The sequence below is a fragment of the Streptomyces sp. NPDC002669 genome (assembly GCF_042889165.1).
Taxonomy (GTDB): Bacteria; Actinomycetota; Actinomycetes; order Streptomycetales; family Streptomycetaceae; genus Streptomyces.
In genome coordinates, this window is sequence record NZ_JBIAQQ010000001.1 from 509,539 (window position 1) to 533,501 (window position 23,963).

A 23,963-nucleotide genomic window follows, 5' to 3' on the forward strand; every position below is an offset into this window, starting at 1 on the left:
CACATGACAAGCAGTCAGGCGGCCCCCGCCGCCGTCAAGATACTCATCGCCGGAGGCTTCGGCGTCGGCAAGACCACCCTGGTGGGCGCGGTCAGCGAGGTCACCCCGCTGCGCACCGAGGAGTACCTGACCCAGGCCAGCGTCGGCGTCGACGACCTGGCCGGGGTCGGTCAGAAGGACACCACCACCGTGGCCCTGGACTTCGGCCGGATCACGGTCAGCCCCGAGCTGGTGGTCTACCTCTTCGGCACCCCGGGCCAGGAGCGTTTCTGGTTCATGTGGAACGACCTGGTCAACGGGGCGCTCGGCGGCGTGGTGATCGCCGACACCCGCAGGCTGGAGACGAGCTTCGCCTCGATCGACTTCTACGAGAGCCGGGACATCCCGTTCGTCGTGGCGATCAACTGCTTCCACGGCCACAACTCCCGCAGCCCCGAAGAGATCAGGGCCGCCCTCGACCTCGACCCGCACGTTCCGCTGCTGATCGGCGACGTCCGGGAGCGGGCCTTCGGCCGGGACGTGCTGCTGGCCCTGGTCGACCACCTGATGAGCCTGCCCGTCGCGGCCGGCTGACCTCCGGCCGCGTACTTCCCGCACTTCCCGTACTTCTTCTCGTTCTGGAGAGATCTGAGATGGCAACACCCCTGCGCGTCCTCGTCCACGGCGGCGGCATCGGCGGGCTCACCCTCGCCACCGCCCTGGCCCGCGGCGGTCACACCGTCGAGGTCGCCGAGCTCCGCGACGAGCTGGAGGCCCTCGGCGTCGGCATCATCCAGCCGTCCAACGCCCTCCACGTCATGCGGGAGATCGGGGTCCTCGACGCGTGCCTCGCGGCGGGCTTCGAGTGGGAGGTGCTGACCATCGCCGACCCGGCGGGCAACACCCTCGCCGAGATACCCCAGCCCCGGATGGGCGACGCCCCCTCCAACAACGGCATCCCGCGGCCCGCCCTGGCCCGGATCCTGAACTCCGCCGCCGTCGCCGCGGGCGCCAAGATCCGCTTCGGCACCACCATCACCGAGCTGACCGACGACGGCGCCGGGGTGGACGTCACCCTCTCCGACGGCTCCTCGGGCCGCTGGGACCTGGTGGTCGGCTTCGACGGCATCGGTTCGCCGCTGCGCACCCGGCTGTACGGGGACCGTTACGCCCCCCGGTACACCGGCTTCGCCAACTGGCGGGTGACGGTGCCCCGGCAGGACCGGGTCCGGGGTGTCCTGATGAGCACCGCGGGGCAGGAGGCCAAGGCTCTGCTGACCCCGATCACCGAGGAACTGATGTACCTGGGCGCGGTGTTCGCCGAGGCCGAGGACTTCCGGCCGGACCCGCTGCGGGCCCACGAGCAGCTCTCGGAGCGGCTGGCGATGTTCTCGGGACCGGTCGCCGAGGCGCTCGGCCACGTCACCGACCCGGCCGCCGTGGTGTACTCGCGGATCTCCCAGGTGACGGTGGAGGAGCCCTGGCACGTCGGGCGGGTCGCCCTGGCCGGTGACGCCGCGCACGCCTCCACCCCGCACATCGCGCAGGGTGCGGCGATGGCCGTCGAGGACGCCCTGGTGCTCGCCCGGTCGCTGGACTCCGAGGACGGGGTGCCCGCGGCCCTCGCCGCGTGGGAGGCCCGCCGCCGGCCCCGCGCCATGTGGGTGCAGGCCATCTCGCGCGCGGTGCTCAAGCAGGAGACGGGCAGCCCGACCACGCCCGAGGAGGACGAGCTGCTGAAGGTCGGCATCCCGGGCGCGGCGCACGTGCTGGTGAAGCCGTACTGACCGACGGCCGTACGGGCCCGGCCCCCGGGCCCGTACGGCCGCCCGCGGCAACGTTCCTGACGGCAGGTCAGGGAAGTACCGCGATCCCGTCGAGTTCGACGAGGGCCTGTTCGTCCCAGAGCCTGGCCACTCCGACGACCGCCATCGCCGGATAGTCCCGGCCCGCCAGCCGCCGCCAGATCCTGCCCAGTTCGGCGGCTCTCTTGCGGTAGTCGGCCACATCGGTGGCGTACACGGTGACCCTGGCCAGGTCCGCCGGGGCACCGCCCGCCGCGCGCAGGGCGGTGAGCAGGTTGGTGAGCGCCGTCGCGAACTGCTCGGTCAGGTCGTCGCCGACCACCGCGCCGTCCTGGTCGAGCGCCGTCTGCCCGGCCAGGAAGACCAGTTGGCCGCCGGTGGCCGTGACGGCGTGCGAGAAGCCCGTGGGCGGGGCCAGTTCGACGGGGTTGATCCGGTGGACCGGACTCATGCGGATGCCTCCCGGTTCGCGTACAGCTCCTTGGCGATGATGGTGCGCTGGACCTCACTGGCGCCTTCGTAGATCCGTGGCGCGCGGACCTCCCGGTAGAGGTGTTCCAGGAGGTGGCCGCGGCGCAGGGCGCGGGCGCCGTGCAGTTGGACGGCGGCGTCGACGACGTACTGGGCGGTCTCGGTGGCGTACAGCTTGGCCATGGCGGCGCGGCGCGGCACACCGGGTTCCCCCGCGTCGTACGCGGCGGCGGCCGCGTACACCAGGAGCCGGGCGGCCTCGACGCGGGTGGCCATCTCGGCGACCTGGTGGGAGACGGCCTGGAGGTCCTTCAGCGGGCCGCCGAACGCGGTGCGGTGCGCGGTGTGCTCCACGGTGGCGTCGAGGGCGGCGCGGGCCATGCCGACGGCGAACGCGCCGACGCTGGGCCGGAACAGGTTGAGGGTGTCCATGGCGACGCGGAAGCCCCGGTCCGGTTCGCCGAGCACGTCGTCCGGGGTGACCGGGACCCCGTCGAAGGCCAGGGCCCCGATGGGGTGCGGCGAGAGCATGTCGAGGGCGGTGCCGGTGAGTCCGGGGCGGTCGGCGGGGACCAGGAACGCGGTGACGCCGCGCGATCCGGCGCCGGGGGTGGTGCGCGCGAACACGGTGTAGAAGTCGGCCTCGGGCGCGTTGGAGATCCAGCACTTCTCGCCGGTCAGCCGCCAGCCGTCGCCGTCGCGTCCGGCCGCCAGGGCGAGGGCCGCCGCGTCGGAGCCGGCTCCCGGCTCGCTGAGCGCGAAGGCGGCCACGGCGCGCCCGGCGCGCACCCCGGGGAGCCAGCGGGCGCGGTGGGCGGGGGTGCCCGCCCGGACCACGGGGTGGGTGCCGAGCCCCTGGAGGGCCAGCGCGGTCTCGGCCTCCGGGCAGGCCCGGGCCAGGGACTCGCGGAGCAGGCAGAGGTCGAGGGCGCCGGAGTCCAGCAGCCGGTCGATGAGGCCCGCCGCGCCGAGTGCGGCGATCAGGGGGCGGTTGACGTGGCCCGGCTCGCCCTTCTCGGCGAGGGGGCGCAGTTGTCGCCCGGCGAGGGTTTCGAGCTCCTCGCACCAGGCGGTCTGTTCCGGATCGAGTGAGAATGCCGTCATACGGGCGCCTCTCCTGTCGCGTCTCGTCTGCTTGCTTCCCGTTCCCGTCCGCTCGTTCTTCCGTACCCGTCCGCGCCCGCCTTCCCGGCCTTCCGTCACCCGGTCGGCCGTTCCCCGTCGGCTCGTTCCCCCGTCGACTCGCTCTATCGCGGACCGTTGACTACCGTCACACAAACGATACGCTCCAAGGGCGACAAGGGGGCGATCCGTCATGGACCCGAACACCTCAGCGCACCTCGACACCTTCGCCAGGGACCACCTGCCACCTCCGGACCAGTGGCCGCACCTGCTCTTCGACCTTCCCGAACTGCGTTATCCCGACCGCCTCAACTGCGCGGCGGAGCTGCTGGACCGCACGATCGACCGCCTCGGCCCAGACCGCCCCGTCTTCCGCACCGCCGACGGCGCGGTCTGGAGCTACGGGGAGCTGCGGGAGCGGGTGGACCGGATCGCCCACGTCCTCACCTCCCGCCTCGGGGTCGTCCCCGGCAACCGCGTCCTGCTGCGCGGCCCCACCACGCCCCGACTGGCCGCCTGTTGGCTGGCGGTGCTGAAGGCGGGCGCGATCGCCGTCACCGTGCTGGACCGGCAGCGGCCCGCGGAGCTGTCCACCATCTGCTCGATCGCCCGGGTGAGCCATGCGCTGTGCGACGCCGGGGCCGTCGACGACCTGGTGCGGGCCGAGGTGCCGGGGCTGCGGATCACGGTGTACGGGGGCGGGGACGAGGACGACCTGCTGCGTCTGACCGGCACCGTGACGGGCCCGTACCGGGCCGTGGACACGGCCGCGGACGACGTCGCGCTGATCGCGTTCACCTCGGGCACCACCGGGCGCCCCAAGGGCTGCGTGCACTTCCACCGGGACGTGCTGGCGATCGCGGACACCTTCTCGCGCCATGTGCTGCGGCCCACGCCCGACGACGTGTTCGCGGGCAGCCCGCCGCTCGGCTTCACCTTCGGGCTCGGCGGCCTGGTGGTGTTCCCGCTGCGGGCCGGTGCCAGCGCCCTGCTGCTCGAACAGTCCGGCCCGGACCGGCTGCTGCCCGCGCTCGCCGCCCACCGGGTCTCGGTGCTGTTCACCGCGCCGACCGCCTACCGCCTGATGCTCGACCACGTCGACGAGCACGACCTGGGCGCACTGCGGCGCTGCGTGTCGGCCGGGGAGAACCTCCCGGTGTCCACCTGGCGCTCCTGGTACGAGCGGACGGGGCTGCGCATCATCAACGGCATCGGCGCCACCGAGCTGCTGCACATCTTCATCTCGGCCGCCGACGAAGCGATCCGCCCCGGCACCACCGGCGTCCCCGTGCCCGGCTGGCAGGCCCGGGTCCTGGACCGCGACGGCGGGCCGGTGCCGGACGGCGAACCGGGGTTCCTGGCGGTGCGCGGTCCGGTGGGCTGCCGCTACCTCGCCGACGGGCGCCAGCGGGAGTACGTGGCGCACGGCTGGAACTTCACCGGCGACACCTATGTGCGCGAGCCGGACGGCTACTTCCGGTACGTCGCCCGCGCCGACGACATGATCATCTCCTCCGGGTACAACATCGCGGGCCCCGAGGTCGAGGACGCCCTGCTGCGCCATCCCGCGGTGGCCGAGGCCGCGGTGGTGGGCCGGGCGGACGAGCTGCGCGGCCAGATCGTGGTGGCGTACGTGGTGCTGCGCGAGGGCGCGGACGTTCCGGCCGACGCGTTGCGCGCGCACGTGAAGAACGAGCTGGCCCCGCACAAGTGCCCGCGCGTCGTCGAGTTCCTGCCCGCCCTCCCCCGTACCGCCACCGGGAAGCTGCAACGCTTCCGGCTGCGGGACGGCTGATCCCCGCGTCCCGAAATACGGGTGCCCCGCGCGGCGCGGACCCGGCAGGATGAGGCATGCCCTGGACCTTCACCGACGACGTCGACGTCTTTCTCGACGCGGCCGGCGCCTCGCTCGCCGCCCGGCCCGCCGAGAACACCGTGATCCTTACCGTCACCGCGACGCTCCGGCGCGAGGGCCCGCACGCCTACGGCGAGGCCGCCCCGTTGCTCGGCTGGTGGCGCGGGGCGGACGGCGAGGTCGCGGGGACGCTGGTGCGGACCCCGCCGCACCCGCCGATGCTGGGGTCCGTCGCCCCGGAGGCGCTCGAACCGCTGGTCGTCGCGCTGCCCCTGACCCGGATCAACGCGGACCGGGCCTCCGCCGAGGTGCTCGCCGGTCTCTGGCCCGGCCACCGGGTCGACCAGGAGCAGCGGCTCCACCGGCTGGGCACGCTGACCCCGCCCTCCCCCGCGCCCCCGGGCCGGCCCAGGGCCGCCGTCGCCGCCGACCGGGAACTGCTGGTGCACTGGCACCTCGCGTTCGCCGACGAGACCGGCCAGTCCGGCGCCCGCGTCGAACGGATGGTGGACGAGCGGCTGGCGTCCGGCGGGCTGACGCTCTGGGAGGACGGTGACGGCGTCCCGGTGTCGATGGCCGGCGCCTCGCCGCGGATCGCGGGCACGGTACGGATCTCGACGGTCCGCACCCCGCCCGAGCACCGCCGACGGGGCTACGCGGCCGCGGTGACGGCGGAGAGCAGCCGGGCGGCGCGGGATGCGGGCGCGCGGGAGGTGCTGCTCTTCACCGACCTGACGAACCCGACCAGCAACGGCGTGTACCGGCGCATCGGTTACCGGGCGGTCTCGGACCGACTGCTGATCAGCGCGGTGCAGCGGTGAGCGGGGCGGCGAGCGGCCCGCCGGAACCCGCCTGGCTGGTCGTGGCGAACGTGGTGCTGTGGCGGCGGTACGGGGATGGCGGGCAGGAGCTGCGCCCCGGCACGAAGGCGTACCGGGGCGGGGCGAAGGTGTACGTCGTCGACACCTACGCCGGGATGGGGCACCAGCAGCTGACCACCGTCGGCCACGGGCGGCACACCGGTCGCTGGATCACCATCGACACGGGGACCCGTCATCTCCACACCTTCCGGGCCCGGTTGGTGTACACCCCGGCCGTGCTGAAGCGGTGCCCCGGTCCGCTCGTGGCCGGCCGGGAGGAGGCCGAGGAGCTGGCCGCGCTGCTGGAGCGGGTCGCCCGGGAGGAGCGGCACGCCCATCACGGGGCTCCGCACCCCGACCCGTGCCTCTGCCACGAGTGCCTGCCGGTCACCCCAGGGTGAGCCGGGGTTTCGGGGCGTCCGTGCGGCCCGTCGGCGGGGTCCTGCTGCCAGCCCGGTACGGGGCCGGCCAGGAAGCGCCGGGCCCGGTGTAGCCCTGTTCGGCCGCCGCGTGCAGGGTCCAGTGCGGGTCGTACAGGTGGGGGCGGGCCAGGGCGCAGAGGTCGGCCCGGCCCGCGAGGAGCAGCGAGTTGACGTCGTCCCAGGAGGAGATCGCCCCGACCGCGACGACGGGCACGCACAGGGCGTTGCGGATCCGGTCGGCGTACGGGGTCTGGTAGGAGCGGCCGTACTCGGGGCGTTCGTCGGGCACGACCTGGCCGGTGGAGACGTCGATGGCGTCGGCCCCGTGGGCGACGAAGGCGCGGGCGATCTCGACGGCGTCGTCGGCCGTGGTGCCGCCCTCGGCCCAGTCGGTCGCCGAGATCCGGACGGTCATGGGCCGGGCGTCCGGCCATTGTTCGCGGATCGTGTCGAAGACCTCCAGGGGGAACCGGAGGCGGTTGGCCGGGCAGCCGCCGTACTCGTCGGTGCGGTGGTTGGTGAGCGGCGAGAGGAAGCCGGACAGCAGGTAGCCGTGGGCGCAGTGGAGTTCGAGCAGGTCGAAGCCGCAACGGGCGGCGCGGCGGGCGGCGGCCGCGAACTGCTCGCGCACGGCGTCGAGTCCGGCCCGGTCCAGGGCGTGCGGGACCTGGTTGACGCCGTCCCGGTACGGGATCGGGGAGGCGGCGGCGAGCGGCCAGTTGCCGTGGTCGAGCGGCTGGTCGATGCCCTCCCACATCCGGCGGGTGGAACCCTTGCGGCCCGAGTGGCCGAGCTGGACGCCGAGGGCGGTGCCGGGGGCGTTCGTGTGGACGAAGTCCGTGACGCGGCTCCAGGCGGCGGCCTGCTCGTCGGTGTAGAGGCCGGCGCAGCCGGGCGTGATGCGGCCCTCGGCGCTGACGCACACCATTTCCGTCATGACGAGTCCGGCGCCGCCGAGCGCGCGGGCGCCCAGGTGGACGAGGTGGAAGTCGCCGGGGACGCCGTCGACGGCCGAGTACATGTCCATGGGGGACACGACGACGCGGTTGCGGAGTTCGAGGCCGCGCAGCCGCAGCGGGGTGAACATCGGCGGGGTGTCGGGGAGGCCGCCGAACTCCTCCTCGACGGCGGCGGTGAAGGAGGGGTCGCGCAGGCGCAGGTTGTCGTGGGTGACGCGGCGGCTGCGGGTGAGGAGGTTGAAGGCGAACTGGCGGGGCGGCTGGTCGACGTAGGTGCCCAGTTCCTCGAACCAGCGCAGGCTGGCCGCGGCGGCCCGCTGGGTGGATTCGACGACCGGCCGGCGCTCGGCCTCGTAGGCGGACAGCGCGGCGGGCAGGTCGGGCTGTTCCTCGATGCAGGCGGCGAGGGCGAGGGCGTCCTCGACGGCGAGTTTGGTGCCGGAGCCGATGGAGAAGTGCGCGGTGTGGGCGGCGTCGCCGATGAGGACGGTGCTGCCGTGCGACCAGCGGGTGTTGACGACGGTGCGGAAGGCGGTCCAGGCGGACCGGTTGGAGCGCAGCGGCCGGCCGCCGAGCGCCTCGGTGAAGACCTTGGCGCAGCGCAGGGTCGAGTGCTCGACGGAGCAGGTGTCGAACCCGGCGGCCCGCCAGACCTCCTCGCGCATCTCGACGATGACGGTGGAGGCGTCGGCCGAGAAGGGGTAGCCGTGGAGCTGCATCACCCCGTACGCGGTCTCGGCGATCTCGAAGCGGAAGGCGTCGAGGGCGAAGTCGGCGGCGAGCCAGATGTAGCGGCAGCGGTGGGTGGTGAGGCGGGGGCCGAAGACGTCGGCGTGTGCGGCGCGGGTGGGGCTGTGCACGCCGTCGGCGGCGATCACCAGGTCGTGCGTGGCGGCCAGCTCGGCGGCCGGGGGCGCCATGGTGCGGAAGTGGAGACGTACCCCGAGGGACGCGCAGCGTTCGCGCAGGATCTCCAGGAGCCTGCGCCGCCCCAGGGCCGCGAAGCCGTGGCCGCCGGAGGTCTGGGTGACGCCCCGGTGGACGATGTCGATGTCGTCCCACCGGACGAATTCGTCCGTGAGCGCCCGGTACACGACGGGGTCGGCGTGTTCGATGCCGCCGAGGGTCTCGTCGGAGAGGACGACGCCGAAGCCGAAGGTGTCGTCGGGGGCGTTGCGCTCCCATACGGTGATGTCGCGGGCCGGGTCGAGCCGTTTGAGCAGGGCCGCGGCGTAGAGGCCGCCGGGGCCGCCGCCGATGACCGCGATCCGCCGCACGCCGGTCCGGGGCGCGGTCGCCGGGGCCCGGGCCGGGTCCTGGGCCGATCGGGAGGGCATCGCTACCGGCCCTGCCACTTCGGGGGCCGTTTCTCGGTGAAGGCGGCGTGGAATTCCGCGTAGTCCTCGCCGTGCATCAACAGGGCCTGGGTGGCGGCGTCCATCTCGACGGCGGCGGCGAGCGGCATGTCGAGTTCGGCGGTGAGCAGCGCCTTGGTCTGGGCGAGGGCGAGGGCCGGGCCGTCGGCGAGGCGGCGGGCGAGCGCCGCCGCCCGTTCGTCCGCCCGACCCTCCTCGGCCAGCTCGCTGATCAGTCCGATCCGTTCCGCCTCGGGGGCGCGGACCGGTTCGCCGAGCATCAGCAGCCGGGTGGCGTGGCCGAGGCCGACGACGCGCGGCAGCAGGTAGGCGGCGCCCATGTCGCCGCCGGAGAGGCCGACCCGGGTGAACAGGAAGGCGAACCGGGCGGACGGGTCGGCGATCCGGAAGTCGGCGGCCAGCGCGAGAACGGCGCCCGCGCCGGCGGCCACTCCGTGTACGGCGGCGACAACGGGGAAGGGGGTCTCACGCAGGGCTCGTACGACTTGTCCGGTCATCCGGTTGAAGTCGAGGAGTCGGGCGGTGTCCATGGCGAGCGTCGCGCCGATGATGTCGTCGACGTCCCCGCCGGAGCAGAAGCCGCGGCCCTCGCCCGCGAGCACCAGGGCCCGTACGGCACGTTCGCGGGACAGTTCGGCGAGCAGGTCGCGCAGGTCGGCGTAGGCGCCGAAGGTGAGCGCGTTGAGCTTCTCGGGCCGGGCGAGAGTGACGGTGGCGACCCCGTCGTCCACGGTCAGCCGCAGATGGCGCCACTCGTCCGTGCGGCGGGCGGAGCTGGGAAACGGGCTCATGGAGGGGGCTCCCCTTCAGCCGTCGGCTGCTACCTGCGATCGAACTTATCACCCGTACGTGACCTCCGTCACGAGAACGCAACACAGGGAGGACGGGAAAGAAGTGTCCAACGTCCCTTGCATACCTGTCGGTAGTCCCTTGTCCGATTTTTTGCGGTTCATAAGGTTGAAGAGGAGAAGTCTTGATCCGCAGAGAACACTCCCGTCACAGAGCACCCTCTCGCCCCGGAAGGGAAACCATGCCGTGTCTCCCGACGCACCCTTTACCACCTCGTGGCGGATCGATCTGCCGCACTCGACGGCGGCCGTGCCCATCGCCCGCGCCCTGATCCGCACCGCGCTCGCGGACATCGACGCGTCGACCTACGCCGACACCGCCGAGCTGCTCACCGCGGAGCTGGTCGCCAACGCGGTCGAGCACACCGGGAACGACGACCCCATCGAGCTGGTGGTGGAGCTCCTGCCGACCGGCTGCCAGGTGGAGGTGCACGACCGCGCCCCCGCCCCGCCCGGCGGCCTCACCTTTCCGCGGCCCGGCGAGGAGCCGGACCCCTGGCAGGAGCACGGCCGGGGGCTGCTGCTGATCCGCGCGCTCAGCTCGTCCTGCGGCCACCGTGCGACGGAGCACGGCAAGGCGGTGTGGTTCACCCTGCCCGCCCTCGTGCCCGAGAACTGACCCGCCCCGCCCCGGTGACCCGCCCCGCCCCGGTGACGCGCCCCGGGAACCGGCCGGACGCCCTCAGCGGCCCGGGTCCGCGGCCGCCAGCCGGGAACGGCCACGGCCGTAGCAGGCGTACACCGTCGCACCGACGGCCAGGAACACCGCGAACTGCGCCCAGGTCGCCCAGCCCGTCCCGTACATCAGGTAGAGGCAGAAGCCGACGCCCAGGAGCGGGCTCAGCGGATAGAGCGGCACCCGGAACGATCCCCGGACCTCCGGGTTGCGGCGGCGCAGCACGATCACCGCGAGGTTCACCACGACCATGGTGGCCAGCGTGCCGATGGTGGTCAGGTTCACCACCACGTCGAGCGACGAGAAGGCCGCCGGGACCGCGAAGACCACCGCCACGATCCAGGTGTTGGCGACCGGGGTGGCGGTGCGCGGCGAGACCCGTTCGAAGACCCGCGGGATCAGGCCGTCCCGGGACATCGACATCAGGATGCGGGTCTGTCCGTACATCACCGCGAGCACGACGGACGCGATCGCGACGACCGCCCCGAAGGCGATGATCCCGCCGCCGACCGTCGAACCGGTGACCTGGTCGACGACGATCGAGAGCGCCGCGGGCTTGTCGGCGACGGCGTCCGGGCCCAGGGCCCCGATCGCGGCGAGGCCCACCGCGCAGTAGAGCAGGGTGACCAGGCCGATGCAGATCATGATCGCGACCGGGATGTTCCTCCGCGGGTTCCTGACCTCCTCGCCGGCGGTGGTGATGGCGTCGAAGCCGATGTACGAGAAGAACGCCAGCGAGGCCCCGGCGGTGACCCCGGCCGGGCCGTGGGCGAAGAAGGGGGTGAGGTTGCCGCGCTCGAAGGCCGTGAAGGCGATGGCGCAGAACAGGAGCAGGATGGTGATCTTGAGGATCGCCATGGCGGCGGTGGCCCCGGCGCTCTCCCGCACGCCGCGCACCAGCAGGGTGGCGGCCATCATGACCACCAGGACGGCGGGCAGGTTGATCATGCCGCCGTCGCCGGGCCCGGCCGAGAGCGCGGCGGGCAGCTGCGCGCCGAAGAGGCTGTCCAGCAGTTCGTTGACGTACTGGCTCCAGCCGACGGCGACCGCGGAGACCGAGACGCCGTACTCCAGCAGCAGGCACCAGCCGACGAGGAACGCGACGCGCTCGCCGAGGGTCGCGTAGGCGAAGGAGTACGAGCTGCCGGAGACCGGGATGGCACTGCCCAGCTCGGCGAAGGAGAAGGCGGTGAAGATGCAGGTGATCGCGGCGAGGACGAAGGACAGCACGACCGCCGGACCCGCCTCGGCGACGCTGTCGGAGAGGCCCACGAAGATGCCGGTGCCGACGACGGCACCGATGCCGAAGCACACGAGCTGGAAGAGGCCCATGGTGCGCTTGAGCCCGTGCCCCTCCAGGTCGGCGCCGGACTCTGCGATCAGCTGGTGGGGGCTCTTGACGCGCGCCCCGGACGGGCGCGCGGGACTCGATGGGCGCAGCGGACTCACGGGGATGGTCTCTTCTCTGGTGGAACACGTGGGGGGGACGCGCACCGGAGCCGTGGGGACCCCGGGCTCCGTCACCGGTCCCGGCATCGGGCACGACCCCGGGGGCCGGGTCCGGGCCGGTTCCGGAACCGGTGGCGCGCACGGAAATGGGGTTCGAGCGTGCGAGCCCGAACCCCACCAAGAGGCAACATATTAGTCACCTGTCCGTATGTTCACCCAATCGGGCGCATGTCCATGCAATCGTCAGCCGCGGCCGGCCAGGGTCGCCACCAGGACGGCCTTGATCGTGTGCATCCGGTTCTCGGCCTCGTCGAAGACGACCGAGTGCGCGGACTCGAAGACCTCGTCGGTGACCTCCAGCTCGGCCAGCCCGTACGCGGCCTCGATCTGCCGCCCCACCTCGGTGCCGAGGTCGTGGAAGGCCGGGAGGCAGTGCATGAACTTCACGTCGGCGTTGCCGGTGGCGCGCAGCACGTCCATGGTCACGGCGTACGGCGCGAGGGCGGCGATGCGCTCGGCCCAGACCTCCTTGGGCTCCCCCATCGAGACCCAGACGTCCGTGACGACGAAATCGGCTCCCCGGACGCCCGTGGCGATGTCCTCGGTGAGCGTGATGGTCGCGCCGCTCCCCGCGGCCAGCCGGCGGGCCTCGGCGACGACCGTTTCGTCGGGCCAGTACGCCTCGGGGGCGACGATCCGGACGTCCATGCCCAGCAGGGCGCCGGTGACCAGGTACGAGTTGCCCATGTTGAAGCGGGCGTCCCCGAGGTAGGCGAAGGCGATCCGCTCCAGCGGCTTGTCACTGTGCTCGGTCATGGTGAGGACGTCGGCGAGCATCTGGGTCGGGTGCCAGTCGTCGGTGAGTCCGTTGAAGACGGGCACGCCGCCGTACGCCGCCAGCTCCTCGACGGCGGCCTGGCTGTCGCCGCGGTACTCGATGCCGTCGAACATCCGGCCGAGGACCCGGGCGGTGTCCTTCACCGACTCCTTGTGCCCCAGCTGCGAGCCGGAGGGGTCCAGGTACGTGGTGGACGCGCCCTGGTCGGCGGCGGCCACCTCGAAGGCGCAGCGGGTGCGGGTCGAGGTCTTCTCGAAGATCAGCGCGATGTTCCTGCCGCGCAGCCGCTGCACCTCGGTCCCCGATTTCTTGGCGGCCTTGAGCTCGGCCGCGAGGTCGACCAGGCCGCGGAACTCCTCGGCCGTGAAGTCCAGTTCCTTGAGGAAGTGGCGGCCTGCGAGGTCTATGGCCATGGGGCGGCTCCTGGTTCGGGCGGGGTTCGCACATGCACTGACACTGGAAGTGTATACGAGGCAATGCATCGCTATACAGGGTGGTGTGTCCGTGCCGCTCCCCGCCCCCGTGCCGGGGCCGCCCCTACACCGGGTCGCGCACCACCGGACAGCTCATGCAGCGCGGGCCGCCCCGCCCCCGGCCGAGTTCGCTGCCCCGGATCTCGATGACCTCGATGCCCTCCTTGCGCAGGTGGGTGTTGGTGGTGGCGTTGCGCTCGTAGGCGACGACCACGCCCGGTTCGACGGCCAGGACGTTGCAGCCGTCGTCCCACTGCTCGCGCTCGGCGGCGTGCACGTCCTGGGTGGCCGTGAGCACCCGGATCGAGTCCAGCCCCAGGGCGTGCGCGATCGCCCGGTGCATGTGCTCGGGCGGGTGGTCGGTGACCTTCAGGTCCCTGGGCCCGTCCCCCGGCTCGATGGTGTACGAGCGGAGCATGCCCAGGCCCGCGTACTGGGTGAAGGTGTCGCCGTCGACCATCGTCATCACCGTGTCGAGGTGCATGAACGCGCGGCGCTTGGGCATGTCGAGCGCCACGATCGTGCGCGCCGAACCGGCGTCGAACAGTCCGCGGGCCAGCATCTCCACCGCCTGCGGTGTGGTGCGTTCGCTCATCCCGATGAGGACCGCGCCGTGGCCGATGACCAGCACGTCGCCGCCCTCGATGGTGGAGGGGTAGTCGTCCTGCCCCTCCGACCAGTGGTGGAAGGCACCGGCCTCGGGCCCGGTGAACAGGGGATGGTGACGGTAGATCGCCTCGAAGTGGACGGTCTCGCGCTGCCGGGCCGGCCAGCGCATCGCGTTGATCGACACCCCGTCGTATATCCAGGCCGAGGTGTCCCGGGTGAAGAGGTGGTTCGGCAGCGGGTCCAGCAGGAAGTCGTCCTGGTCCATGACGTGGAAGCGGACCGACGTCGGCTCGCCGTGCCGCTCCAGGAACTCCCGCTTGGTCATACCGCCGACGAGCGCGTCGGCCAGTTCGGTACTGGGCAACTCCTCGAAGGCGGTGCGCAGATGCTCGGTGGCGAGCGGCCCGTACTCCTTCTCGTCGAAGACCCGGTCCAGGACGAGCCGTCTGGCCACCGGGATGTCCAGCGACTCACGGAGCAGATCGCCGAAGAGGTGCACCTCCACCCCCCGGTCGCGCAGCACGTCCGCGAAGCCGTCGTGCTCCTCCCGGGCACGGCGCACCCAGAGCACGTCGTCGAACAGGAGCGCGTCCTTGTTGCTCGGGGTGAGCCGCTTCAGTTCCAGATCGGGGCGGTGCAGGATGACGCGGCGCAGCCGCCCGGTCTCGGAGTCGACATGGAATCCCATGCCTTCATCCTCACCGGGCGGAGCGCCGTTCACCCGGCGAATCGCCAGCGGGTTTCCGTCGGTCCCGCCGAGGCACCCGCCGGCGACCCGGGCCGGCCGCCGCTCAGAGCCGCGGGTCGACCGGCTCCGACTCCAGGGCCAGCACCGCGAACACCGCCTCGTGGACCCGCCACAGCGGCTCCCCCTCGGCCAGCCGGTCCAGCGCTTCGAGCCCCAGCGCGTACTCCCGCAGCGCCAGCGACCGCTTGTGCCCGAGGAACCGGCCGCGCAGCCGCTCCAGGTTCTCCGGGCGGGTGTACTCGGGCCCGTAGATGATCCGCAGGTACTCCCGGCCGCGCACCTTGATGCCCGGCTGGACCAGTCTGCCCCGGTCGTCCCGGACCAGTGCGGCGAGCGGCTTGACGACCATTCCCTCGCCGCCGCGGCCGGTCATCTCCAGCCACCAGTCGACACCGGCGCGCACCGACGTCTCGTCCCCGGTGTCGACGACGAGCCGGCGGGTGACCTGGAGCAGCCCGGTCGGGTCGTGCTCGACCAGCCGGTCGAGCCAGGCCAGCTGCTCGTCGTGCGGCACGGCGGCCAGCGAGCGCCCCTGGACGGCGAGGATCTGGAACGGCGCGAGCCGCACCCCCTCCAGGCCCTCGGTGCTCCAGCAGTAACGCCGGTACGCCTCGGTGAACGCCGCGGCGTCCTCGGCGCGCCCCTGCTGACGCCCGGCGAGCTCGCCCACGTCCACGCCGCGCGCCGCCGCTGCCGCGAGGGCCGCGTCGGCCACCGGGAGGACGGCGCCGGACGAGGCGCCGACCGCGGCGTACTGCGAGCGCAGCAACCCGCCGGCCTTGAGGGACCACGGCATCAGCTCGGCGTCGAGCAGCACCCAGTCGGTGCCCCACTCCTCCCAGAGCCCGGCGGCGGTGACGGCCGCGCGCAGCCGGCCGAGGATCGTCTCGGTGAGCGCGGCGTCGTCGAGGAACGGCCGTCCGGTACGGGTGTACAGCGCCCCGGTCGGACCGTCCGCGGCGCCGGAGTCCTCGGGTGCGGCCCCGACGCCGAACCGTTCGCGGGCGGCGGCCGCGTCCCGGCAGACGAGCGCCACCACACGCGAGCCCATGTGCTTCTCCTCGCACACGACCCGGTCGACCCCGTCCGCCCGGTACTGGGCGAAGGCTTCGGCCGGATGCTCCAGGTAGCCCTCCTCGTGCGAGGTCGCGGTGGGCGCCATGGTCGGCGGGAGGTAGCCGAGCAGCCGGGGGTCGACGGCGAACCGGCTCATCACCTCGAGCGCGGCGGCGGCGTTCTCCTCGCGGACCGCGATGCGGCCCATGTGCCGGGTCTCGACGATCCGGCGGCCCTGCACGTCGTCGAGGTCCAGCGGTCGTCCTTCCCGGCCGCCGGGCGCCTCCGTGGCCAGCGGCTTGGTGGGCTCGTACCAGACCTTCTCGGCCGGTACGTCCACCAGTTCGCGCTCCGGCCAGCGCAGTGCGGTCATCTTCCCGCCGAAGACCGCGCCGGTGTCCAGGCAGATGGTGTTGTTCACCCAGGAGGTGTTGGGCACCGGGGTGTGGCCGTAGACCACGGTGGCCCGGCCCCGGTACTCCTCCGCCCACGGGTAGCGCACGGGCAGGCCGAACTCGTCGGTCTCGCCGGTGGTGTCCCCGTAGAGCGCGTGCGAGCGGACCCGCCCGGAGGTGCGTCCGTGGTACTTCTCCGGCAGCCCGGCGTGGCAGACGACGAGCTTGCCCCCGTCGAGCACGTAGTGGCTGACGAGCCCCTCGATGAACTCCCGCACCTGTCCTCGGAAGGCCGGATCCCTCTCGTCCTCCCGGTCCAGCTGCTCGATGGTCTCGGCGAGGCCGTGGGTGTGCTGGACCTTGCGGCCCTTGAGATAACGGCCGAGCTTGTTCTCGTGGTTGCCCGGTACGCACAGGGCGTTGCCCGCCGCGACCATGGCCATGACCCGGCGCAGCACTCCGGGGCTGTCGGGGCCGCGGTCCACGAGGTCGCCGACGAAGACCGCCGTACGCCCCTCGGGGTGCGCGCCGTCGACGTACCCGAGCTTGCCGAGCAGGGTCTCCAGCTCGGAGCTGCAGCCGTGGATGTCGCCGATGACGTCGAAGGGACCCGTGAGGTGGCGCAGGTCGTTGTAGCGGCGCTCCAGCACCACTTCGGCGTTCTCCGCCTCCTCCTCGGTGCGCAGGACGTGCACCTTGCGGAAGCCCTCGCGCTCCAGGCCGCGCAGCGAGCGGCGCAGCTCGCGGCGGTGTCGCTGGACGACGTGGCGCGGCATGTCGGCGCGGTCGGGGCGGGAGGCGTTGCGCGCGAGGCATACGTCCTCGGGCAGGTCGAGGACGATCGCGATGGGCAGCACGTCGTGGCTGCGGGCCAGTTGGACCAGCTGCCTGCGGCTCTCCGACTGCACGCTGGTCGCGTCCACGACGGTCAGCCGTCCGGCGGCGAGCCGCTTGCCCACGATGTAGTGCAGGACGTCGAAGGCGTCACCGCTGGCGCTCTGGTCGTTCTCGTCGTCGGCGACCAGCCCGCGGCAGAAGTCCGAGGAGACGATCTCCGTGGGCTTGAAGTGCTTGCGGGCGAAGGTGGACTTGCCGGAGCCACTGGCCCCGATGAGGACCACGAGGGAGAGGTCGGTCACCGGCAGTGTGCGCGAGGTACCGGTCATGCGGCTTCCGCCTCCTTCCCGTTCTCGTTGTTGGTGTCGTACTTGGTGTCGTGCTTGGTGTCGGCCATCGTGAACACGGCCATCTGGGTGGGCGGTCCCACCTCGGGGTCGTCGTCCCCCACGGGGACGAAGGCGACCTCGTACCCGTGTCGCCGCGCCACCTGTCCCGCCCAGTCGCGGAATTCGGCCCTGGTCCATTCGAACCGGTGGTCGCCGTGGCGCGCGTGCCCGGCGGGCAGCGTCTCCCAGCGGACGTTGTACTCGACGTTCGGCGTCGTCACCAGCACCGTGCGGGGGCGGGCCGACCCGAACACGGCGTACTCCAGCGCGGGCAGTCTCGGCAGGTCGAGGTGTTCGACGACCTCGCTGAGGACCGCGGCGTCATATCCCTTGAGCCGCTTGTCGGTGTAGGTGAGCGAGCCCTGCCGGAGCGTGACCCGGCCGGCCTGCCGCTCCCCCATCCGCTCCAGCTTCAGCCGGCGCGAGGCGATGGCCAGGGCGCGCATGGAGACGTCGACGCCGACGATCTCCGTGAAACCCACGTCCTTCAGGAGCGCCTGCACCAACTGGCCCTGGCCGCAGCCCAGGTCGAGCACCCGGCTCGCGCCCGCGGTGCGCAGCGCCCCGAGGATCGCGGCGCGCCGCTGCTCGGCGAGCGGCACCGGCTTCTCCTCGGTGTCGGTCGTCTCGTCCACGGCGTTGTCGATGCTCTCGACGTCGAGGTCGTCCGACTCCGCGAGCCGTACCATTTCGAGCTGCTGCATCGCCTGCCGGGTCAGACCCCAGCGCCGGGACAGGTAGCGGCTGGTGATCAGCTTCTGCTCGGGGTGGGTGGCGAGCCATCCCTCCCCCGCCCGCAGCAGCTTGTCCACCTCGTCCGGTGCGACCCAGTAGTGCTTGGCGTCGTCGAGCACCGGGAGCAGGACGTACAGCTGTCGCAACGCGTCCGCCAGCCGCAGCTCGCCCTCCAGCACCAGCCGTACGTACCGGGAGTCCCCCCATTCCGGGAACTGCTCGTCCAGCGGTACGGCCACCGCGTCCACGCTCGTCCAGCCGAGCGGCCCGAAGAGCTTGCGCACCAGCTCCGCGCCGCCCCGGGCGGGCAGTGCGGGGACTTCGATGCGCAGCGGCATCGGCGCCTCCACGCGCTCCGGCAGGGCCCGGCACACCCCTCGCAGCGCGGACTTGAAGACCGTGCTCATCGCGACGGAGAGCAGCGAGGAGGCCGCGTACGGGCGGTCGTTGACGTACTGCGCGAGCGCCGCGTCGGGGGCGCCGCCCCGGCCCTTGCCCTTGCCGCGCCGCACCAGCGCCACGGCGTCCACCTCCAGCAGCAGCGCCGCGGTGCAGCGCTCGACGGATGCCTCCGGGTAGAAGACATGCGCGGTGCCGTGCGAGGTGGAGAACGCCTGCGCCTTCTCGGGATGCTTGTGCAGCAGGAAACCGAGGTCGGTCGCGGGACGTTCCGGGATGCCGGTCGTACTGATTGTCAGGAACACACGTCCGAGTATGGTCCGGTTCACTCCTCCCCCACCAGGTAATTTCACCCGCCCGGCCGTCCCGTCGTCCTTTCTTCCGGCTGCTCCGCCACCGGCTGTCCGAGCATCCCGGCCAGCTCCGCGACGAGGTCCGGGCCGACCCGGCAGCAGCCGCCGATCAGCCGGGCCCCGGCGCTTCGCCACGCGCTCGTCCGCCCCGGATCGAAGGTGGGGGCACCGGCCCAGGCCCGTCTCCCGGCGTCCCACCGCTCGCCGCTGTTGGGATAGACGACCACCGGCTTGTCCGCCGCCCCGGCGGCCACCCGCACCGCCCGGTCCGCGTCCCGCGCGTCGCAGCAGTTCACCCCCACCGCCAGCACCTGGTCCCGCCCCGCGGCCAGGGCGAAGGCATCCTCCAGTGGTTGCCCGGCCCTGGTCCGGTCGCCCGCCACGCTGTACGAGAGCCAGACGGGCAGTCCGCACCCCTCCACCGCCCGCAGCAACGCCTCGGCCTCGTCGATGTCCGGCACCGTCTCCAGCGCCAGCACATCGGGCCCGGCGGCGGTCAGCGCCTCGATCCGGGGCCGGTGGAACCGCTCCAGTTCCCGCACGGAGAGCCCGTAGCGGCCGCGGTATTCACTGCCGTCCGCCAGCATCGCCCCGTACGGGCCCACCGAGGCGGCGACCCAGACGTCCCGCTCCACCGCACCGGCCGCCCGCCGCGCCAACCGCACACTGCGGGCGAACAGCTCCTCGGCCTCCGCCCGTCCGATGCCGCGCCGCTCGAACCCCTGGAAGGTCGCCTGGTACCCGGAGGTGATGAGCACCTGCGCGCCCGCCCGCACATAGGCCGCGTGCGCCGCCTCGATCTGTTCGGGTCCGTCGGCCAGCAACCGGGCCGACCACAGGGCGTCGGACAGATCGCAGCCCTGCGCCTCCAGCTGGTTGGAGAGCCCTCCGTCCAGCAGGACCGGCCCCTGTGCGAGGGCGCGTTCGAGCGTACGGCCGGGCCGTTCACCGGCCCGAGGGCCTTCGGGGACGGTCGGGCCGTCGGCTGCACTGGCGGATCCCACGGATGACTCCCTCGGTCCTTCACTCATTCGGAACAGAAAACGGAACAGGAAACGGGACTGGACGGGGGGCCGGGCGGGGCCGAGGCGGGCCGGGGGCCGGGACGGCGATCGCTCCGTCCGGTCTCCCGACCGGCCGGACCCGGCCCGCTCGCCCCGGCCCGGACGACCGGGGCCACGCCCCGACCCGGCCGCCCCCGGTCCGCGCCCCGGCTCAGGCGAGCTGGGACTGCACCTGGGAGGCGATCAGCTCCAGGTGGTCCAGATCGTCCAGGTCCAGGACCTGGAGGTAGATCCGGGACGAGCCGATCGCGCCGTACCGGCCGATCTTGTCGACCACCTCGGCGGGCGAGCCCGCGAGCCCGTTCGCCTTCAGCTCCGCCACCTCACGGCCGATGACGGAGGCACGGCGCGCCACCTCGGCGTCGTCCTTCCCGACACAGACCACCAGGGCGTTGGAGTACACCAGGTCGTCGGGGTCGCGGCCGATCGCCCCGGCCGCGTCCCGGACCCGGCCGAACTGCTTCTCGCTGTCCTCCAGGGAGGCGAAGGGAATGTTGAACTCGTCCGCGTACCGGGCGGCGAGCCGCGGCGTGCGCGTCGCGCCGTGACCGCCGATCAGGACCGGCACCTTGGCCTGCGCCGGCTTGGGCAGCGCGGGCGAATCGATGAGCTGGTAGTAGGTGCCGTCGAAGCTGAACGTCTTGCCGACCTCGGTGGCCCACAGCCCGGTGACGATCTCCAGCTGCTCCTCCAGCCGGCCGAACTTCTCCTTGGGGAACGGGATGCCGTATGCCTTGTGCTCCTCCTCGAACCAGCCCGCTCCGAGGCCGAGCTCCACGCGCCCGCCGGACATCTGGTCGACCTGCGCGACCTGGATGGCGAGCACACCGGGCAGCCGGAAGGTGCCCGCGGTCATCAGGGTGCCGAGCCGGATCCGCTTGGTCTCGCGCGCCAGCCCGGCCAGGGTGATCCATGCGTCGGTCGGGCCGGGCAGCCCGTCCCCGGGGCCCATGCGGAGGTAGTGATCGGAGCGGTAGAAGGCGTCGAAGCCGAGGTCCTCGGCCGCCTTGGCGACGGTGAGCAGGGTGTCGTAGCTCGCCCCTTGCTGGGGCTCGGTGAAGATTCGAAGATCCATGCATCCATCCTGCACCTCCGGACACCGGGCCTTCCTCCTCACCTCCCTCCCCCGCGCCGTCCCCGCCGGAGTCCGGTAGGGTCGCCCCCCGTCGTCCCGCACCGCCGCCGCCCGGGCCCCGGCGGCCCGCGCGCTCACGGCAGGCCGCGCCCCGCCGCCGTCGAACCCGCCGGGCCGCGAGCCGCACCGTACGGACCGTCCCGCTCCCTGCCGCGCTCCAGATCCTGCTGCCGCTCCCGGTCCTGCTCGTCGAGGCGGCGGAGCATCCCGTGGACCCGGTCCATGGACTCGTCGGCCGCGTCGATGGCCTCCATGCACTGCCAGTAGAGGCTCTGTTCGTCGGTCTCGCAGGCCACTCCCACCAGGGCCATCCCCACCTCGCCCAGCAGCGCGCCCAGGCCCGTCAGCGTCGCCCTCGGCTCGGCCAGCTCCGAGAGCTGCGCGGCCCGCGCCACCCCCGCCCGCGCCGCCGGGTGGTCCAGCGCCCCACCGCTGCGCCCGCCGATCTCGCTGAGTCCGCGCGCCTCGGCCCGTAACGCCTTGGGGCCGTCGGCGGCCAGACGGCTGCCGATCGCCTGGGCCAGCGCCTGGGCCTGCCATGCCTCCGCGATGATGTCCGGCGTTCCCCTGCTCTGAGCCAGCGCACGACGACTGACCCCGACAAGCCGCTCCGCTTCCATGCGTTCCCCCGTCCGTACGAAAAGCCGCTCACCTCATCCATTACCCACAGTGAGGTCACCGGTACCGAAAAGCCAGAGGAATTCGGAAATCTATGGACACAAAATCGATTGTGGATAAGTTGATCACTCCGAAGAGTGACGGCGAGATGATTCGGAGGTGTCCGGGAGTCCCGGCACCGGGAATCGGGCCTCGTTCCGGTCGATCTTCTCGGCCAGCGCCTCCAGCGGATCGATCCCCAGCACCTCGCAGAACTGGAGCAGATACGCGAGGACGTCCGCGACCTCGTCCGCGACCCGGTGCGCCGTCCCGGGACTCTCCATCACCCGTGCCGACTCCTCCGGCGTCAACCACTGGAAGATCTCGACCAGTTCGGACGCCTCGACGCTCAGCGCCGCCGCCAGGTTCTTCGGGGTGTGGTACCGCCCCCAGTCCCGCGCGGCCGCGAACGCGGCGAGTCGTCGCTGCAGGGCCCGTACATCAAGTTCCGTCACGGGCCCAGGTCTACCATCGACACCCCGGGGACCTCCCGGGCCCCTGCCGCTCCGGACTCCGAGACCGTCCCCAGCAGCCGGAGGTGTCCGGCCCCGCCGATCGCCACCGCCAGGGACAGGAGTTCACGCAGCTGCCGTCCGTCCAGGTCCCGGTCGAACCCGTCGGTCAGCACGGTGAGGGGCTGCACGGCCGACGGCACCTCGTCCGCGGGGTCCACCGCCTGCACCCCGGGGCCGGTGAGCAGCACCAGGGCCAGCGCGAGGTACCTCAGCTCGCCGTCGCCGAGCCGGCCGATCGGCGTGGCACGCCCCTCGCCGCGGGCGACCGTCGCGCTCAGCGATCCGTCCCCGAGCCGTTCGACGTCCAGCCCGGTCACCGGCCCCGCGCAGCCGGCGCGCACCGCCGCGACCAGCCGGGCGCGGCGCCGGGCGGACCGCGCGTGCACCCGTTCCAGCACCGCGGCGATGTTCTCGCAGCTCCGGCGCAGCCCGGCGGCTCCGGGCGGTGCGGGGGCCCGCATCCGCCGCGGCTGCGGCTCGCACCGGAAGACCGACCGCAGGGCCACGACCATCTGCTCGGCCGCGGCCAGGACCTGTAACTGTCCCTCGGTCCGGCCCGCGACCCGCAGCGGCAGCAGCGCCGTTCCGAGCCGGTCGCCCGGCAGCGGCGCCCGGGTCACCGGGACCACGTCGGCGGTGTGCCAGGCCGCCTGGACCGTCGAACGCCCCGGGTCGCACAGCGCGGTGGTGAGCAGGGTCTCGCCACTGCCGGTGAGCCGTTCGCCGGCGATCCGGAGGGTGGGCTCCGTCTGGACGGCGACGTCGAGCCGCACCGGGCCCGCCGGGCCGTCCGCCGTGCAGCCGATCCGGAACCCGCGCCGCCCCTGGGCGTCGGGCACGGCGCCCTCCGGCACACAGCCGCCCGGATCCGGGAACACCGCCTCCAGCGGTTCCCCGTCGGCCAGCCGCGCCAGCGCCCCGTACGCCCGCAGCACGTTCGTCTTGCCGCTGCCGCCGGGTCCGCCCAGGAGCGTGACCGGGTGGATGGGGAAGGTCGCGCCCCGGTGCGAGGCGAAGGCGGACAGCCGCAGCTCGGTGACGATCGGGCCGATCGGGCGGCTCCGGCCCGCGACGCGGCCCCGCTCGACGGAACGGGCCCGCCCGCCGGACGTTCCCGTCCCGGCGGCCGCCGGTGCGGGAACGGGCTCGGGCAGGTCGGCGGAGGACGGCGGGATGGCATCCGGGCGGAGAGCAGTCATGGGCGGACCGTACGCAGGGCACGCCCTGCCGAACCGTTCCGCCTGAACGACCTTCCTACGATCGGGCTACGCGGTGAACCGCCGTGCCCCACCGGGCCGGGACGTGCGGCCCGTACGGTCGTGCGGACCACACGTCCCGGCCCGGGGGGCTCGTTCGCCCGACGCGGCGCCCGCGCCCCGGTGGAGCCGGTGAGACCGGTGAGCTCAGTGGGACTGGTCGGGCCTGCGGGACCGGTGCAGCCGGTGGGTCGGGCCGGCTGGGCCCGCTACGAGCCGGGGATTCCCGCCGCTGCCGCGGCCCCCTCGACCTCCATGCCGAGCGGCGACAGCAGGAAGACGTTCCGGTCCACCCGGTGCATGCCGCTCTCCAGGCCGAAGACGACCCCGCTGGTGAAGTCCAGGATCCGCTTGGCCACGTCCGTCTCGGCGCTGGTCAGGTCGAGGAGCACCGGGATCTGCGCGACCAGGTACTCGGCCACCTCCCGGGCGTCCGCGAAGACCTGGACCCGCAGCACGACGAGCCGTCGCTGCTCGCTCGCCGCGCTCTCGTCGGGGACCGCGCGATGGTCCACCCTGGACGGCCACTCGTTGCGGCTGCGCAGAGGCACGACCTGGGCAAGCCCCTCCCACTGCTCGTCCGTGACGTCGTACCTGTCGTACCTGCTCACCGGACCACCCCGTCTGTGCTTCGGTCCGCGTTGCGCCCGCTGCGCTCGCTGTTCATCGTGCAATTCTCTCG

Annotated in this window: 21 protein-coding genes; 6 read left to right on the forward strand and 15 right to left on the reverse strand. The window is 72.9% G+C overall.

Annotated elements, in window-relative coordinates; all coding sequences use genetic code 11:
- Window positions 1–3 precede the first annotated feature (3 nt).
- Together ACFYW1_RS02240 and ACFYW1_RS02245 are read left to right on the forward strand one after the other, a co-directional pair.
- A complete protein-coding gene (locus ACFYW1_RS02240) occupies window positions 4–573 on the forward strand; it encodes an ATP/GTP-binding protein (RefSeq protein ID WP_388985785.1) in 570 nt (189 codons plus the stop codon).
- 59 nt (window positions 574–632) lie between these two features.
- The gene (locus ACFYW1_RS02245) at window positions 633–1,766 is read left to right on the forward strand and encodes an FAD-dependent monooxygenase (protein ID WP_388985787.1); all 1,134 of its coding nucleotides are present in this window, start codon (window positions 633–635) and stop codon (window positions 1,764–1,766) included.
- A gap of 67 nt (window positions 1,767–1,833) precedes the next feature.
- Here the strand turns inward: ACFYW1_RS02245 and ACFYW1_RS02250 are convergent, their stop codons facing one another.
- Both ACFYW1_RS02250 and ACFYW1_RS02255 read right to left on the reverse strand, forming a co-directional pair.
- On the reverse strand, window positions 1,834–2,235 hold the full coding sequence (locus ACFYW1_RS02250) for a RidA family protein (protein WP_388985788.1): 402 nt from the start codon (window positions 2,233–2,235) through the stop codon (window positions 1,834–1,836).
- Window positions 2,232–3,359 (reverse strand): acyl-CoA dehydrogenase family protein, encoded by a 1,128-nt coding sequence (locus ACFYW1_RS02255; protein ID WP_388985789.1) that lies wholly within the window; start codon window positions 3,357–3,359, stop codon window positions 2,232–2,234. The genes ACFYW1_RS02250 and ACFYW1_RS02255 overlap by 4 nt, the downstream gene beginning before the upstream one ends.
- Window positions 3,360–3,570: 211 nt before the next feature.
- Here ACFYW1_RS02255 and ACFYW1_RS02260 point away from each other — a divergent pair, with 211 nt between their 5' ends.
- Genes ACFYW1_RS02260 through ACFYW1_RS02270 form a run of 3 tightly spaced genes read left to right on the forward strand, consistent with a single transcriptional unit; the run spans window position 3,571 to window position 6,493 of the window.
- Window positions 3,571–5,172, forward strand: coding sequence for an AMP-binding protein (locus ACFYW1_RS02260; protein WP_388985791.1), 1,602 nt, complete (start codon window positions 3,571–3,573; stop codon window positions 5,170–5,172).
- Between the two features lie 56 nt (window positions 5,173–5,228).
- The gene (locus ACFYW1_RS02265) at window positions 5,229–6,053 is read left to right on the forward strand and encodes a GNAT family N-acetyltransferase (RefSeq protein ID WP_388985793.1); all 825 of its coding nucleotides are present in this window, start codon (window positions 5,229–5,231) and stop codon (window positions 6,051–6,053) included.
- Window positions 6,050–6,493, forward strand: coding sequence for a hypothetical protein (locus ACFYW1_RS02270; RefSeq protein WP_388985795.1), 444 nt, complete (start codon window positions 6,050–6,052; stop codon window positions 6,491–6,493). The genes ACFYW1_RS02265 and ACFYW1_RS02270 overlap by 4 nt, the downstream gene beginning before the upstream one ends.
- On the opposite strand, the gene ACFYW1_RS02275 is transcribed toward ACFYW1_RS02270, so the two are convergent.
- Window positions 6,480–8,810 (reverse strand): bifunctional salicylyl-CoA 5-hydroxylase/oxidoreductase, encoded by a 2,331-nt coding sequence (locus ACFYW1_RS02275; protein WP_388985797.1) that lies wholly within the window; start codon window positions 8,808–8,810, stop codon window positions 6,480–6,482. The genes ACFYW1_RS02270 and ACFYW1_RS02275 overlap by 14 nt on opposite strands.
- Before the next feature lie 2 nt (window positions 8,811–8,812).
- Window positions 8,813–9,640, reverse strand: coding sequence for an enoyl-CoA hydratase family protein (locus tag ACFYW1_RS02280; RefSeq protein ID WP_388985799.1), 828 nt, complete (start codon window positions 9,638–9,640; stop codon window positions 8,813–8,815).
- 244 nt (window positions 9,641–9,884) lie between these two features.
- On the opposite strand from ACFYW1_RS02280, the gene ACFYW1_RS02285 reads away from it, so the two are divergent.
- Window positions 9,885–10,316, forward strand: a complete 432-nt coding sequence (locus tag ACFYW1_RS02285; protein ID WP_388985801.1) for an ATP-binding protein — start codon at window positions 9,885–9,887, stop codon at window positions 10,314–10,316.
- Window positions 10,317–10,379: 63 nt separating this feature from the next.
- Here ACFYW1_RS02285 and ACFYW1_RS02290 read toward each other — a convergent pair whose 3' ends face one another.
- The 11 genes from ACFYW1_RS02290 to ACFYW1_RS02340 all read right to left on the reverse strand — a co-directional run bounded on the left by ACFYW1_RS02290 (window position 10,380) and on the right by ACFYW1_RS02340 (window position 23,892).
- Window positions 10,380–11,822, reverse strand: a complete 1,443-nt coding sequence (locus tag ACFYW1_RS02290; RefSeq protein ID WP_388985803.1) for an amino acid permease — start codon at window positions 11,820–11,822, stop codon at window positions 10,380–10,382.
- A 243-nt stretch (window positions 11,823–12,065) separates the two neighbouring features.
- Entirely contained in the window at window positions 12,066–13,073 is a 1,008-nt protein-coding gene (gene argF / locus ACFYW1_RS02295; protein ID WP_388985804.1) for an ornithine carbamoyltransferase, read from the reverse strand.
- A gap of 124 nt (window positions 13,074–13,197) precedes the next feature.
- Window positions 13,198–14,430, reverse strand: coding sequence for an arginine deiminase (locus tag ACFYW1_RS02300; RefSeq protein ID WP_388985806.1), 1,233 nt, complete (start codon window positions 14,428–14,430; stop codon window positions 13,198–13,200).
- A 103-nt stretch (window positions 14,431–14,533) separates the two neighbouring features.
- On the reverse strand, window positions 14,534–17,107 hold the full coding sequence (locus tag ACFYW1_RS02305) for a polynucleotide kinase-phosphatase (protein WP_388985808.1): 2,574 nt from the start codon (window positions 17,105–17,107) through the stop codon (window positions 14,534–14,536).
- Window positions 17,104–18,606 (reverse strand): 3' terminal RNA ribose 2'-O-methyltransferase Hen1, encoded by a 1,503-nt coding sequence (locus ACFYW1_RS02310; RefSeq protein ID WP_388985810.1) that lies wholly within the window; start codon window positions 18,604–18,606, stop codon window positions 17,104–17,106. Before ACFYW1_RS02310 ends, ACFYW1_RS02305 begins: the two co-directional genes overlap by 4 nt.
- Before the next feature lie 44 nt (window positions 18,607–18,650).
- Window positions 18,651–19,658, reverse strand: coding sequence for a homocysteine S-methyltransferase (gene mmuM / locus ACFYW1_RS02315; protein ID WP_388985812.1), 1,008 nt, complete (start codon window positions 19,656–19,658; stop codon window positions 18,651–18,653).
- 211 nt (window positions 19,659–19,869) lie between these two features.
- A complete protein-coding gene (locus ACFYW1_RS02320; protein ID WP_388985814.1) occupies window positions 19,870–20,793 on the reverse strand; it encodes an LLM class F420-dependent oxidoreductase in 924 nt (307 codons plus the stop codon).
- 134 nt (window positions 20,794–20,927) lie between these two features.
- Window positions 20,928–21,473 (reverse strand): DUF6099 family protein, encoded by a 546-nt coding sequence (locus ACFYW1_RS02325; RefSeq protein ID WP_351831395.1) that lies wholly within the window; start codon window positions 21,471–21,473, stop codon window positions 20,928–20,930.
- Window positions 21,474–21,596: 123 nt separating this feature from the next.
- A complete protein-coding gene (locus tag ACFYW1_RS02330) occupies window positions 21,597–21,965 on the reverse strand; it encodes a nucleotide pyrophosphohydrolase (RefSeq protein WP_388985816.1) in 369 nt (122 codons plus the stop codon).
- On the reverse strand, window positions 21,962–23,224 hold the full coding sequence (locus ACFYW1_RS02335; protein WP_388985818.1) for an ATP-binding protein: 1,263 nt from the start codon (window positions 23,222–23,224) through the stop codon (window positions 21,962–21,964). The genes ACFYW1_RS02330 and ACFYW1_RS02335 overlap by 4 nt, the downstream gene beginning before the upstream one ends.
- Before the next feature lie 266 nt (window positions 23,225–23,490).
- Window positions 23,491–23,892 carry a cell division protein SepF gene (locus ACFYW1_RS02340; protein WP_388985820.1) on the reverse strand — a complete coding sequence of 134 codons (402 nt, stop codon included), beginning with the start codon at window positions 23,890–23,892 and terminating at the stop codon, window positions 23,491–23,493.
- Window positions 23,893–23,963 lie beyond the last annotated feature (71 nt).

Bases quoted from the DNA above. Each gene is read 5' to 3' on its own strand.
- ACFYW1_RS02240 (WP_388985785.1), top strand. From the start codon at position 4: ATGACAAGCAGTCAGGCGGCCCCCGCCGCCGTCAAGATACTCATCGCC.
- ACFYW1_RS02245 (WP_388985787.1), top strand. From the start codon at position 633: ATGGCAACACCCCTGCGCGTCCTCGTCCACGGCGGCGGCATCGGCGGG.
- ACFYW1_RS02250 (WP_388985788.1), bottom strand. From the start codon at position 2,235: ATGAGTCCGGTCCACCGGATCAACCCCGTCGAACTGGCCCCGCCCACG.
- ACFYW1_RS02255 (WP_388985789.1), bottom strand. From the start codon at position 3,359: ATGACGGCATTCTCACTCGATCCGGAACAGACCGCCTGGTGCGAGGAG.
- ACFYW1_RS02260 (WP_388985791.1), top strand. From the start codon at position 3,571: ATGGACCCGAACACCTCAGCGCACCTCGACACCTTCGCCAGGGACCAC.
- ACFYW1_RS02265 (WP_388985793.1), top strand. From the start codon at position 5,229: ATGCCCTGGACCTTCACCGACGACGTCGACGTCTTTCTCGACGCGGCC.
- ACFYW1_RS02275 (WP_388985797.1), bottom strand. From the start codon at position 8,810: ATGCCCTCCCGATCGGCCCAGGACCCGGCCCGGGCCCCGGCGACCGCG.
- ACFYW1_RS02280 (WP_388985799.1), bottom strand. From the start codon at position 9,640: ATGAGCCCGTTTCCCAGCTCCGCCCGCCGCACGGACGAGTGGCGCCAT.
- argF (WP_388985804.1), bottom strand. From the start codon at position 13,073: ATGGCCATAGACCTCGCAGGCCGCCACTTCCTCAAGGAACTGGACTTC.
- ACFYW1_RS02300 (WP_388985806.1), bottom strand. From the start codon at position 14,430: ATGGGATTCCATGTCGACTCCGAGACCGGGCGGCTGCGCCGCGTCATC.
- ACFYW1_RS02305 (WP_388985808.1), bottom strand. From the start codon at position 17,107: ATGACCGGTACCTCGCGCACACTGCCGGTGACCGACCTCTCCCTCGTG.
- ACFYW1_RS02320 (WP_388985814.1), bottom strand. From the start codon at position 20,793: ATGGATCTTCGAATCTTCACCGAGCCCCAGCAAGGGGCGAGCTACGAC.
- ACFYW1_RS02325 (WP_351831395.1), bottom strand. From the start codon at position 21,473: ATGGAAGCGGAGCGGCTTGTCGGGGTCAGTCGTCGTGCGCTGGCTCAG.
- ACFYW1_RS02335 (WP_388985818.1), bottom strand. From the start codon at position 23,224: ATGACTGCTCTCCGCCCGGATGCCATCCCGCCGTCCTCCGCCGACCTG.